This is a genomic window from Alkalimarinus coralli (assembly GCF_023650515.1).
Lineage (GTDB): Bacteria > Pseudomonadota > Gammaproteobacteria > Pseudomonadales > Oleiphilaceae > Alkalimarinus > Alkalimarinus coralli.
The window spans coordinates 2,102,412-2,114,855 of record NZ_CP096016.1 but is presented as its reverse complement, the minus strand read 5'-3'; the positions used below and the strand labels follow the sequence as shown (position 1 = coordinate 2,114,855).

Annotated in this window: 9 protein-coding genes; 5 read left to right on the top strand and 4 right to left on the bottom strand. The window is 45.0% G+C overall.

What is annotated here, in order from left to right:
- Nucleotides 1-17 precede the first annotated feature (17 nt).
- The 4 genes from hisS (at nucleotide 18) to der (ending at nucleotide 4,691) form a co-directional block, all read left to right on the top strand.
- Complete coding sequence (hisS, locus tag MY523_RS09340) at nucleotides 18-1,328, top strand: histidine--tRNA ligase (RefSeq protein WP_250658800.1); 1,311 nt, start codon at nucleotides 18-20, stop codon at nucleotides 1,326-1,328.
- Nucleotides 1,329-1,422: 94 nt separating this feature from the next.
- On the top strand, nucleotides 1,423-2,079 hold the full coding sequence (locus tag MY523_RS09335; RefSeq protein ID WP_250658501.1) for a YfgM family protein: 657 nt from the start codon (nucleotides 1,423-1,425) through the stop codon (nucleotides 2,077-2,079).
- Complete coding sequence (bamB, locus tag MY523_RS09330; protein WP_250658500.1) at nucleotides 2,079-3,239, top strand: outer membrane protein assembly factor BamB; 1,161 nt, start codon at nucleotides 2,079-2,081, stop codon at nucleotides 3,237-3,239. The genes MY523_RS09335 and bamB overlap by 1 nt, the downstream gene beginning before the upstream one ends.
- 12 nt (nucleotides 3,240-3,251) lie before the next feature.
- Nucleotides 3,252-4,691, top strand: a complete 1,440-nt coding sequence (gene der / locus MY523_RS09325) for a ribosome biogenesis GTPase Der (protein WP_370301480.1) — start codon at nucleotides 3,252-3,254, stop codon at nucleotides 4,689-4,691.
- Nucleotides 4,692-4,798: 107 nt separating this feature from the next.
- Here der and pta read toward each other — a convergent pair whose 3' ends face one another.
- The 3 genes from pta to MY523_RS09310 form a co-directional block, all read right to left on the bottom strand.
- Nucleotides 4,799-6,964 carry a phosphate acetyltransferase gene (gene pta / locus MY523_RS09320; RefSeq protein WP_250658499.1) on the bottom strand — a complete coding sequence of 722 codons (2,166 nt, stop codon included), beginning with the start codon at nucleotides 6,962-6,964 and terminating at the stop codon, nucleotides 4,799-4,801.
- 126 nt (nucleotides 6,965-7,090) lie between these two features.
- A complete protein-coding gene (locus MY523_RS09315) occupies nucleotides 7,091-8,281 on the bottom strand; it encodes an acetate/propionate family kinase (protein WP_250658498.1) in 1,191 nt (396 codons plus the stop codon).
- A gap of 249 nt (nucleotides 8,282-8,530) precedes the next feature.
- The gene (locus tag MY523_RS09310; RefSeq protein WP_256470534.1) at nucleotides 8,531-10,903 is read right to left on the bottom strand and encodes an EAL domain-containing protein; all 2,373 of its coding nucleotides are present in this window, start codon (nucleotides 10,901-10,903) and stop codon (nucleotides 8,531-8,533) included.
- A 404-nt stretch (nucleotides 10,904-11,307) separates the two neighbouring features.
- Between MY523_RS09310 and ccoM the strand changes: the two genes are divergently transcribed.
- Entirely contained in the window at nucleotides 11,308-11,430 is a 123-nt protein-coding gene (ccoM, locus tag MY523_RS21845) for a cytochrome c oxidase subunit CcoM (protein WP_275975309.1), read from the top strand.
- 80 nt (nucleotides 11,431-11,510) lie between these two features.
- Here ccoM and MY523_RS09305 read toward each other — a convergent pair whose 3' ends face one another.
- Complete coding sequence (locus MY523_RS09305) at nucleotides 11,511-12,425, bottom strand: EAL and HDOD domain-containing protein (RefSeq protein WP_250658496.1); 915 nt, start codon at nucleotides 12,423-12,425, stop codon at nucleotides 11,511-11,513.
- Between the last annotated feature and the right edge of the window lie 19 nt (nucleotides 12,426-12,444).

Sequence of the window (12,444 nt, the reverse complement as noted above, 5' to 3'; positions counted from 1 at the left end):
AAACAGATAGGATTAGAATTTTGTCTAAAATTCAGGCTATTCGTGGGATGAATGATATCCTGCCAGAACAAACGCCTAAATGGCAGTATTTAGAAGACACTGTTCGTCGGGTGCTTCAGTCTTATGGGTATAGCGAAATTAGAATGCCTATAGTAGAGCAAACGGAACTGTTCAAACGCTCTATTGGTGAAGTTACTGACATTGTAGAAAAAGAAATGTACACCTTCGAAGACAGAAACGGCGATAGCCTGACGTTGCGTCCGGAGGGTACAGCATGCTGCGTAAGAGCTGCCGAACAACATGGACTACTGTTTAATCAGACGCAAAAGTTATGGTACTGCGGGCCGATGTTCAGGCACGAGCGTCCCCAAAAAGGCAGGTATCGCCAATTTAACCAAATTGGTGTTGAATGTTTTGGGATGCAGGGCCCTGATATTGATGCTGAAATGATTATCATGACAGCTCGTTTCTGGAAGGCTTTGGGTCTTTTGGAAAATGTGACGTTGCAAATCAACTCACTGGGAACCAGTGAGGCGCGCGCCGAGTATAAAAAAGCACTTGTAGAGTATTTAAGTAACAATTTGGATGCTCTGGACGAAGACAGCAAAAGGCGTCTGGAGTCGAACCCTTTGCGCATTCTTGATAGTAAAAATGAGAGCACGCAACGTGTGCTTGATGATGCGCCTGATTTTGCAGACTATCTTGATCAGGAGTCGAAGGAGCACTTTGAGCAGCTATTGGGTCTGTTAGACGCGAGTGACGTTGCTTATGAGGTAAACAGCCGTTTGGTTCGAGGGCTGGATTACTACAGCAAGACGGTGTTTGAATGGGTTACTGATGACCTTGGTGCTCAGGGGACCGTGTGCGCAGGCGGGCGCTATGATGGCTTGGTGGAGCAACTGGGTGGGCGCTCTACGCCAGGCGTTGGCTTTGCAATGGGTGTTGAACGACTTATCTTGATGCTTGAAAGCTTAGATAAGATTCCAGCAACTATTAATAACGCGGCTGATGTGTTTATCGTTGCGGTTGGAGAGGGAACTCAAATAGAAGCTTTTAAGCTGGCTGAAGTCTTGAGAAATGAGTTTCTTACTCTGAGGGTTGTGACTCATTGTGGTGGCGGTAGTTTTAAAAGCCAAATGAAAAAAGCAGATAAAAGCGGTGCGCCAGTCGCATTGATTATTGGCGAAAATGAAATACAGAATAAAACGGTTGTGGTAAAGCCGCTGCGAGGGCTATCGATGACTGAAGAGAGCGCTGAAAATAATAGACAGCAGGTTGAAGTGCCTGTTTCAGACTTTCTCAATGTTATTGAAGGCTACTTAGCGTAGCGATATTTTCAGAGCAGCAGTTTCAAAAAAACAGTTTAGAAAAACTACATCACTAAAATTTTAGATTCAAGTAAGCATATTTAGGGGGAATAGGGTGGAGCATAGAACAGAAGAAGAGCAGGTTGCAGCACTAAAACAGTGGTGGAAAGACAACGGTAACTCTTTAATGATAGGTGTTGGGTTAGCGCTGGCGCTTGTGTTTGGCTGGAAAATGTATCAACAGAGTGTTGAAAATACAAAGAATGCGGCGTCTTCACTTTACCAGCAGCTATTGGAAGTGGCTCTTGAACCTGCTGAGAATGACGAATCGGCCTCTACAGTAGAATTTATCGCTAAAAAGCTTAAAACTGAATTTGAAGATACGGAATATGCAACTTACTCGGCTCTTTTTCTTGCTAAAAGCGCTATTGGTAAAAAGGATTTAGAAGGCGCTGAGGCAGAGCTTCAATGGATATTGGCCAACAACTCTGACTCATCATTAATTCCATTGGTCAAAGCGCGTTTAGCCAGAGTGCTTGATCGTCAGGGTGAGCAACAAGAAGCTTTAGCACTGCTTGATGCGAAAGATGCAGGGACATATTCTGCTTTATATCTTGAAGTTAAAGGGGATATCTATTACCGGGCGGGTGATATGGATAAAGCAAAGCAGTCATATATTGAAGCCTATAAAGCAATGAAGGCCTCTGATGTTCAGCGTCCCATGTTGACGCTTAAAATGGCTGATCTTGGGATCTCTGAGGAGGATGCTTAATGCACGCATCTAGTGCGTACAAAAAGCTGGTTGTTTTACTGTTATCGCTTTCGGCGCTTTTAATGGTTGGCTGTAGCTCTGATGATGTCGAAGAAGAGCCTATGGAGCTTGAAGACTTTGATGAAGAAATTGAGATTATCAAGGTCTGGGATGAGTCTATCGGTGATGGTCATGATGAACAATTCCTTACGCTGACACCGATTATTATTGGCGAAACTATTTACGCAATAGACCATGCAGGAGAGTTGCTAGCGCTTAATAAGTCGGATGGTGAAGAGTTATGGGAAGTTGAGTATGATGAGCCCGTAAGTGGTGGCCTCGGTGGAGACGATAGCCAGCTATACTTTGCAACCTATCATGGTGAAATTGTTGCTGTTGACCGCAACGGCGGTATGGAGCAGTGGCGTGTAGCGTTAACAAGCGAAGTGTTATCTCAGCCGGTTAGCAATGGCCGCCAGGTCGTGGTGCAGTCGATTGATGGTAAAGTAGTCAGCCTAAATGCACAGAGTGGTAAACTGATGTGGCGTTATGATAGTAACGCCCCTGTGTTGTCTATTCGGGGGACTGCCAGCCCGGTTATAACGGATGAGTTCACGGTAACTGGTTTTGCCAATGGTGAGTTGGTAGCTTTCCAAAACATTACCGGGGCTCCTGTATGGAGCAACTCGATAGGCACCCCAAAAGGACGTACTGAGTTAGAAAGACTCGTGGATATTGATGGCCAGCCTGTTATTGAGGATGACGTCGTTTACAGCGTGTCGTATCAAGGTAAACTCTCAGCAATACACTTGCCCACCGGAAAAGAAATCTGGTCGAAGCAACAGTCTAGCTACAGGGCTGTAGACTTGGGATTCGGCAACGTTTATGTGTCTACAGCAAAAGATGTTGTGGTTGCATATAGTCAGTCAACACGGACTGAAGTCTGGAGACAGGAAAACTTGAAGTTTCGCCAGCTAACTGCTCCCAAGGCGTTTGGAAGTACAACGGTTGTTGCTGACTTCGAAGGTTACGTACACTTTTTGTCGCAAATTGATGGTCGTTTTATGGGTAGGGTTCATCTGGATAGTGATGGTGTGAGAACGCCTATGCTGATCAGTGATGACATGCTTTTTATTTATAGTAACAGTGGCGACTTAGCTGCTTACAAGATTGCACTTTAGAGGCTTTATTTAATGGTACCCGTTATTGCTTTAGTTGGGCGACCTAATGTTGGTAAGTCAACCATATTTAACCGTTTGACTCGATCTAGAGATGCTATCGTCGCTGATTTGCCGGGGCTGACCCGTGATAGAAAGTATGGTGAGGGGCAGCTGGAAGAGCGGCGTTTCATTGTCATTGATACAGGTGGAATTTCAGGTGATGAAGCGGGTATTGATGCGGTAATGGCTGAGCAATCTATGCTTGCAATTGAAGAGGCCGATATAGTCTTTTTCGTTGTTGATGCAAGAGCGGGCCTAACGGGTGCCGACGAGATGATCGCCAAGCACCTACGGGTAAAGGATAAAAAAACCTGGCTTGTTATTAATAAGATAGATGGCATTGATCCTGATGTCGCGACGCTGGATTTCTATTCATTGGGTATGAGTGATATTCGCTTGACGGCAGCCTCTCACAACAGAGGGATGCGCTCTCTAATAGAGGAAGTTCTCGAAAACCACCCTGTTGACGAAACGGAAGAAAGTGCAGACCAAGCCTCCAAAGGGGTGAGAATTGGTATTATAGGCCGCCCAAATGTTGGTAAATCAACACTGGTCAACAGGCTGCTTGGGGAAGAGCGGGTTATTGTTTATGACATGCCGGGTACGACAAGGGACAGTATTTATATCCCTTATGAGCGTAGGGGGAAACCTTATACACTTATAGACACGGCAGGTGTGAGACGAAGAAAGAATATCAAGGAAGCGGTAGAAAAATTTTCTATTATTAAAACCCTTAAAGCGATCGAAGACTCTAATGTGGTTGTCATCGTCATTGATGCCCGTGACGGTATTGTGGAGCAAGATCTTCATTTGATCGGATTTGCGATTGATTCAGGTCGTGCGCTCGTTTTGGCAGTAAACAAATGGGATGGCATGACTCAAAGTGAGAGGGATGCGGTTCGACGAGAGCTGGATAGGCGCTTGACCTTTTTGAACTATGCCAATACTCATATGATTTCTGCGCTTCATGGCACTGGCGTTGGTGACCTTTACGAGTCTATTGATGCAGGTTATAGCTCGGCTATGGCTAAATGGTCGACGAACCAGCTAACAAGCATTCTTGAAGACTGTGTATCCGAGCACCAACCTCCCATGGTTGGTGGCAATAGAATTAAGCTAAGGTACGCGCATCAGGGTGGGTCAAACCCACCTGTCATTGTTGTTCACGGAAACAAAACCAAATCCCTTCTGGCCAGTTACAAACGCTATCTTGAGAACACGTTCAGGCGCGTGCTGAAGGTTTCTGGCACGCCTATTCGATTTGAGTTCAGGTCGGGTGAAAACCCATTTGCGAATAAAAGTGATGCTGGAAATCGAATTGTTGCGAGTAAATCCAAGAATGCAGCCCGCGTTAAGGGAAAACCACAGCAAAAGACCAAGAAAACATTTAAGAAGAAGGGCAGAACTCAATAGCCTGCTAATTTTCAACTTAAGTGCGCCCCTCCATCATTAGTGTTTCAATCGTTTGAGCCAGGCCTAAGAACGCCTTTCATGGAAAGGGCGTTCTTAGGCCCCACAGCTTAGTTTTTTGTTTGTGTTGCCTGAACGGCGGTTAGGGCAATTGTAAATACAATATCCTCAACCAGAGCGCCTCTGGACAGGTCGTTGACTGGTTTGTTAAGACCTTGAAGCATTGGCCCGATACTTATCACGTTTGCACTTCGCTGAACGGCTTTGTATGTCGTATTGCCGGTATTTAAATCTGGAAATACAAATACGGTTGCTTTACCTGCAACAGGGCTATTGGGCGCTTTGCTGCGGGCCACGCTCTCAATAGCGGCTGCATCGTACTGAAGAGGTCCATCAATAATCAGGTCTGGGCGTTGTTCTTTAGCGATGCGAGTTGCTTCCCGTACTTTATCAACATCGTCGCCTGATCCCGAGCTTCCTGTGCTGTAACTTATCATGGCAACACGAGGCGTAACGCCAAACGTTTTTGCTGAGTTGGCACTTTGTATGGCTATATCTGCAAGCTGCTGCGCATTGGGGTCAGGGTTGACCGCGCAATCTCCATAAACCAACACTTGTTCAGGCAGGCACATGAAAAACACTGATGAAACAACGCGTGCTTCCGGATGAGTTTTTATGAGCTGGAGAGCCGGGCGAATAGTGTTGGCAGTTGTGTGTACTGCGCCTGATACCAGGCCGTCTACTTCGTCTAACGCAACCATCATTGTCGCCAGCACAACATTGTCTTCGAGCTGCGCCTGGGCCATATCTGGGGCCAGACCCTTGTGTTTGCGAAGTTGTACCATTGGTTGGACGTAGTTCTCTCGCACCTCATCAGGGTCAATAATAGTGATGTCAGGCGGAATGATAACGCCTTGTGCTTCAGCAACAGTATGGATTTCAGCTTCCTTACCGATCAATATACATTGGGCAAGTCCCCGTTGGTGACAAATAACGGCAGCCTGTATTGTTCTGGGTTCGTTACCTTCAGGAAGCACAATTCGCTTGTTGGCTGACCTTGCTCTCTCGGAAAGCTGATATCTGAATGCTGGCGGTGAGAGGCGAGGTTCTCTGGCCAGGTTGAGTCTTGATCGAAGCCAGTCTATTTCGAGTGCGTTTGCAACAGCCTCCATTACACGCTCAATGCGATCAAGGTCATCTACAGGGACTTCTCCACTCATTTCAGAGAGCCTGTTTGCTGCTTCAAATGTGTCCGAACGGGCTGATAACATCGGCAAGCCTGCTTCTAGCGCACGATTACAGAGCTTCAGGGTTCTTGGGTCAGGTTGCAGGTTGCCGGTTAATACCAGCCCGGCAAGAGGCACTCCATTAAGTGCTGCCATGCACGTTGCAATGATTATATCTTCTCTATCGCCGGGTGTTACAACAAGGGTACCTGGAGACAACTGGTCAACCATATTCGGGATCGTTCTGGCGCACACAGAGATAAATGAAACCCTACGGTTTTCAATATCCCCTTTGTTGATAAAGATCGCATCGAGCTGTTTAGCGATATCGCTGGTTCTCGGTGCTAATAGGTCATACCTCCATGGAATTGAGCCTACGAGCTTGAAAGAGTCTTCGTTGAAAATCTTACACTGTGCTTCATATTGGTTAACATAATCTGTTCCGCCCTGACGCCCGAGGCCTTGCTCTCTATCATAGTTATATGAAGTGGAGCGATCAGAAGTTTCAGGTGCATTGACCTTGTTAAGAATACAGCCAATAACATCCGGGTCTTCCGGTGCGGCGTAAAGTCGAGCAGAAAGTTCCAGGTGTTCATCCAGCTCTGCTGGCGTCATATTTTTTGGAGAGGCAACTAGCAGTACTTCTGCGTCCAAATTACGGGCTATTTCTGCATTTAAACGAGCGGTGTAGGGTTCACTTCTGTCTGGAACAAGCCCTTCTACGATAACGACATCTGCATCGACTGTCGTTTGCTGATATAGCGCGATTATTTCTTCCATCAGTCGTCCGGTTTTATTTTGACTGACTAATGTTTGGGCATATTTCAGACTGATAGGTTGAGGGGGCAGTAAGTTGGTTTTTGCTCGCACAAACTGCACAGACTTATCTATGGACTCGACTGCAATTTTCTCGCTCGAGTGGCTTTGAGCTACAGGCTTAAAAAAGCTAACTCTTATACCTACGTTATCCAGAGCCCTAACCAAGCCTAAACATATTGAGGTTAAGCCTGAATTTAGTGCGGTCGGCGCTATAAAGAATGTTTTTGGCACATGTCACCTTTGGTATAAATCGTTTTGATATAGATCGTTAATGCTTTCATATTTAGAAAGGCTTTACGCTATGTAAAAATTGTTACAGCCGTATTTACGTTGACTAGCGAGAACCAGCGCATTTGTTCACTTAACAGCATTGTTCAGTGTGTCTCTGGCAATAACCAGCTCTTCATTAGTTGGAATAACTAACGATAATGTACTATCAGGCTCAGTAATTCGTCCCTCTGACTCTCTCCCGTTTGAGTTATTCAGAGAGTGGGATACTTCAAAACCGAGAATCGCTAATTTCTCAAGTGCAGCGGATCTTACACGGCTGGCGTTTTCACCAATTCCGCCGGTGAATATGAGTGCATCAATGGACGGCAGTGATGCTGCCATGGCAGCAATATATTTTGCGAGCTTAAAGCAAAATACCTCAATCGCCAATGCCGCTTTTTCATCACCTTTATCTGCCAGGTCAAATAAAGTACGCATATCATTGGTTTGGCCTGATAGTCCTTTTAACCCGCTTTCCTTGTTCAACATCTGGCTGATACGTTCGCTATCCATTCCAATTTTATTTAAAAACTCGAATAAGCCTGGATCAATATCTCCACTACGGGTTCCCATCATCAACCCCTCGAGAGGAGTTAACCCCATACTGGTATCCACACTGAGGCCGTTCTTTATTGCCGTTACACTGCAGCCATTACCTAGGTGGGCAGTAATAAAGTTGCAGACCGCAAGCGGTTTGTTAAGCTGTTTAGCTGCGACTTCCGCTACATACTTATGGCTTGTTCCATGAAATCCATAGCGCCTTATTCCATGCTCAGTATACAGTTCGTAGGGGATCGGATATAAATATGAGGTTTCAGGCAGTGTTTGATGGAATGCTGTATCAAAAACGGCTACTTGAGGTGTTGAGGGGTAGCGTTCTGCCATTAGTTGAATACCAAGCAGGTTTGCCGGGTTGTGCAGAGGCGCGAGTGCTGAGCACTTTTCTATTTCAGCAAGGACCGTTTCATCGATCAGCACAGAGTCGCTGAAAGACTCGCCTCCATGCACGACTCTATGGCCGATACCCAGTGGGTCTTTAACTAGCAGCTTGAGCGCTTGAAGTGTGTTAATTACGTGGTTGATTGCAATATGGTGGTCTGCATCATCCAAACAGTAAGACGACTTCTCATCACCGCTCTTGACCGATAATACAGCATCTTTGGTGCCTAGTTTTTCGGCTAACCCAGAGGCAATACAGTTGAGTTGTTGCGCCGAAAAGAGGGCGAATTTCAGGGAAGAACTACCACAGTTAATAACAAGAATAGTATCGTCGTTCATATAATAATTACTGATTTGATGAAGTAGAGGGGGCGAATTCTAATAAAGCTTAAACAGTTAAGGTTTGATGTTAGTTAATTAACTTTCAGTGATGTACACAAACCAAAGCTATACACAATCCAAAGCTACATACAATCCAAAGCTACATACAATCCAAAACTACACACAGTTTAAGTCGTGATTATTTACAGCGCAAAATAGCGACTTTTAAAGGATTCTGCAATACTGGTTCTGCGTATTAAGCCGATATTAACCTCTATTGCTCTTCTCATTACCCGTTGTTCTGATGTTATCGTTCATCCAGATTGTGAAATCTTCAGCGGGTACTGGGCGGTTGAAGTAATAACCTTGTGCGAAATCGCAGTTGTGCTGGTTGAGAAATTCAAGTTGCGGTGCCTCTTCAACTCCTTCAGCTATTACCTTTAGACTAAGGCTGTGAGCCATTGTGATGATGGCTGTGACCAAGGCTGCATCTTCGCTTGATTCGATAACGTCCTGAACGAATGATTTGTCAATCTTAAGTGTGTCAAATGGGTAGCTTTTTAAGTAGCCGAGAGCAGAGTAGCCCGTGCCGAAATCATCAATAGAAAGCTTAATGCCTTTGTCATCAAGGTGTTTAAAGATACCAGATGTTTCAATCGAGTTATCAAGGATAAGCCGTTCAGTAATTTCAAGTTCGAGGTACTCTGCTGAGAGCTGGCTTTCAGAAAGAATTTTGTCTATTGTGCTGGTAAAGCCGCCATCCCTGAATTGTCGAGGGGATACGTTAACGGCGACGGTTAGCTCTAGCCCGGTTTTTTCTTGCCAGGACTTAATATCGTTGCAGGCTGTTTTAAGCACCCATTCACCGATGGGGATGATAAGCCCCGTCTCTTCTGCTAAAGGAATAAATTTATCGGGCGATATAAGTCCCATGACCGGGTTGTTCCATCTGATTAAGGCTTCCGCACCAATAAGCTTCCCGGTTGATGCTTCAACAATGGGCTGATAGTACAGCTCAAGCTCTTCGAGTTCCAAAGCCCGCCTTAGACGACTTTCGATCTGCAAGCGCTCATGTGAGTCTTGGTTCATTTCAGGAGAAAACCGCTGATATGCGCTCTTTCCTTTGTCTTTAGCCTGGTACATCGCGGCGTCAGCGTGTTGCAATAATGTCGTGCTGTTGTCGCTATCGCTGGGGTAAATAGCGATACCGATACTGGTACTAACAAACACCTCCTGATTGGCTAGCATGAATGGAGGGGAAAAGGTTTGAAGAATTCTTTCTGCAACCTGCTCAGCAGAAGATGGCTCGCTCAAAGAGGGGAGTATGACCAGAAATTCATCTCCTCCAAGCCTGGCTACGGTACTCGTACCTCTCAGGCAGGAGGATATGCGACGAGAGGCCTCGATCAGCAAGCTGTCACCATTGTCGTGGCCCATGGTGTCGTTTATATGTTTGAAGTTATCCAGGTCAAGAAACATCAAGCCTACGAGCTGCTCGTCTCTGCGAGCCTGAGCAAGCGCAAGCTTTAGTCGATCAAGTGCCAGCATTCGGTTTGGCAGGCCTGTTAATATATCGTAGTTGGCTTGCCTTAGTAGCTGTTGTTCATAGCGTTTTCGGATACTGATGTCTTCCCCTAGAATGAGGTAATGGATAGGTTTGCCGCTATCGTCCTTGATTGGAGTGATAATCGACTGCTCCCAAAAACGTTCGCCGTTTTTTCGGGTATTGTGGATCTCGCCCTGCCAGACTCCAACTCGCTCGACCTGTAGTTGAATATTATCCCAAAGCTGAGCGTTTTCTGATGACATCAAGCCGCTGATGCTTTTAGGGTGTTGAGAGATAATGTCTTTTAGTTCATGGCCTGTTAGCTGAGAGAACTTATTGTTTGCATACTCAATTTTCCAGCTCTTATCGCAGATCAATACTGAAGACGGGCTTTGATCGATGGCCAGTGATAGCTTCCTGATCTCCTTGGCGTTCTCATTCTGTTTGGCGAGGTCGTCTATCAGTGTCAGGCGCATGCCGTTGATAGCATTGGTTACCTGAGACAGTTCATCGGATCTTGAAAACTTTGTATCAGCCCGGTCAAGAACCAGAGGTTTGTCCAGTGCATTAATATTGAGGTCTTGAGCGTACTCGGCCATTTTTCCGAGATGCCTGGTAACCAGATACTGGAAAATCCAAAGGATCAGTATTGAAATAAAGAACGTCTTGAAAGCCTGTGTGGTCAGGATGATAAATACTTTCCGCTTAAGGTTTTTGTATATATCTTCCATGCTTGCGATAATTGTCAGCTCCCCTAACGTGTAAACCTCTTCGCTTTCATGAATAAGCGGAAAAGAGTGGGTCAGCGTTGAGATGTTTGGGTTTAGTTCTCCCAGTTCAATTTCTGAGTCTGGATATACTTTTAGTCTGAGTTTAATGATATCGGGAAGGTTCAGAATGCCCTGCATTTGGACATGAAGTAGTTTCTGGTCAAGAGACCATAAACTCCTTGAAAGGCTGCTCATATAACTTGTTTCGATGACAGACATTCTTTCATCTACCATAGAGACTTCTTCTCTATAGTCGGCATAAACCTGAATACCGGCGGTAATAAGTGTAAAAAGAGAGCTGCATATAAGTATATACGTGAGCATCTTATATGAAAGGGGTGAGCTCGCTTTAAAGTGGCTGAAGCGCTGTAAGAGGTTAGGCATGTTAGATGAACTGGTTCTCTTGTTTGCTAATAACATAGTATTCAAATGCCACCGAGGTCTCAGGCTCTATTGTCATGATTAGATCAAGGCAGCTATTAAGTCTACTGAGATACGTTACTCTTGAATAATAGACTAGCATTTTGCAACTTGCTGAAAAAACGACACCTTTATTGTTTAATTTATTATTAGTTTGTTTTTTCCTTCGAATTTGTTAATTCATTGTCAACAAGCCCATTTATTTTGATTAATGTCAATATGAGTACCTCTAAATAGTTATATTGTTTTTATCGATTAAGTCGTTCTATGCATTTTAAATAAAGCTTTGGTGGGTTGAGGGGTGTGACATGTATACAGATGTTGTTGTTCTAGCGGGTGTGGGTACTGTGGGTCTAATGGTGGCTTTTATGGCCGGGCTAGCATACTTTTTTGTTAAGGATGCAAAAAAGAGAAGCAAACTGCACAAGTGAGTGTAAAGAACGTTTTAGCGTACTTGGACGCGGTTTCATATATTTAATCATTGCCGCCATGCAGGCTTGGTATGACGGCATTATTCCTCTGCGTGCTCGCCTGCCCAAACTGCACTTTCTATATAAAGCTGATTCAGCTCCAGCTTTGATATGTTAAATTTCTCCAGTAAATTCCAGTGAATGGCCTGCCACTTTGATTGCTCATAGTGTTTTGCGGTGTGAAGTGCAAGACCGGCTTTTCCTCGATAATGAATCAGTGCATCGGATATGGTTCCCTCTAATGGAATTGATAGTAACAGCTCTTTTAACGGCGTATCAAAGTAAACATCAAGACTCGAAAGCAGCCCCGTAGTAAAATACAGGTCGCTTTGCTCTGGTGATAGCTTGGCAGATAAAAGCTCACATAGTTTCGCACGGGCTAGTGAAATTTGCCTCAACGCGATTGGCTTATCTTCCATTTTGCTTAGTGCCAGCAAGCTGGACCAGCTCTTTATCTTGCTAATACCTAGCATCATCACGGCCATATGAATCGACTCAATTGTTCTTGCCCGTCGGTATGCTGCGGAGTTGACCAATTTAAGGAGTTTAAAGCTCAGAGTGGGGTCTTTGGAAATTATTTCATTAAGCTGGGTGACATTGACCGCCGGGTTTTGAAGCTCTCCTATGAGCTGAAGTACGGCTAATTTGTTTTGTGGCAGCTTTCGGCCCTTTACTATTTCGGGCTTGCTTAAAAAATACCCCTGAAAGAGGTCGCAGCCAAGATCTTTACAAAGCTTATACTCCGCCATAGTCTCAATTTTTTCTGCCAAAAGTGATGCCGAAAATGTCTTTAGGTGCGTGATCGTTCCTTTAAGTTCAGCAGCGCTCATTGCGGGTAGTTCAAGTTTGATAATGTCTGCCAATGGCAATAGCGGCTTGTAGCGCTCTTCCATTACAAAATCATCTAAAGCGATACGGTATCCTTGTCGTTTCAGGTTTTTTATGGCGATTACCACATCATCATCGATAACAATA

Coding starts and splice junctions, on each gene's coding strand:
- bamB (WP_250658500.1), top strand. CDS start 2,079: ATGCACGCATCTAGTGCGTACAAAAAGCTGGTTGTTTTACTGTTATCG.
- der (WP_370301480.1), top strand. CDS start 3,252: ATGGTACCCGTTATTGCTTTAGTTGGGCGACCTAATGTTGGTAAGTCA.
- MY523_RS09315 (WP_250658498.1), bottom strand. CDS start 8,281: ATGAACGACGATACTATTCTTGTTATTAACTGTGGTAGTTCTTCCCTG.
- MY523_RS09310 (WP_256470534.1), bottom strand. CDS start 10,903: ATGCTCACGTATATACTTATATGCAGCTCTCTTTTTACACTTATTACC.
- ccoM (WP_275975309.1), top strand. CDS start 11,308: ATGTATACAGATGTTGTTGTTCTAGCGGGTGTGGGTACTGTGGGTCTA.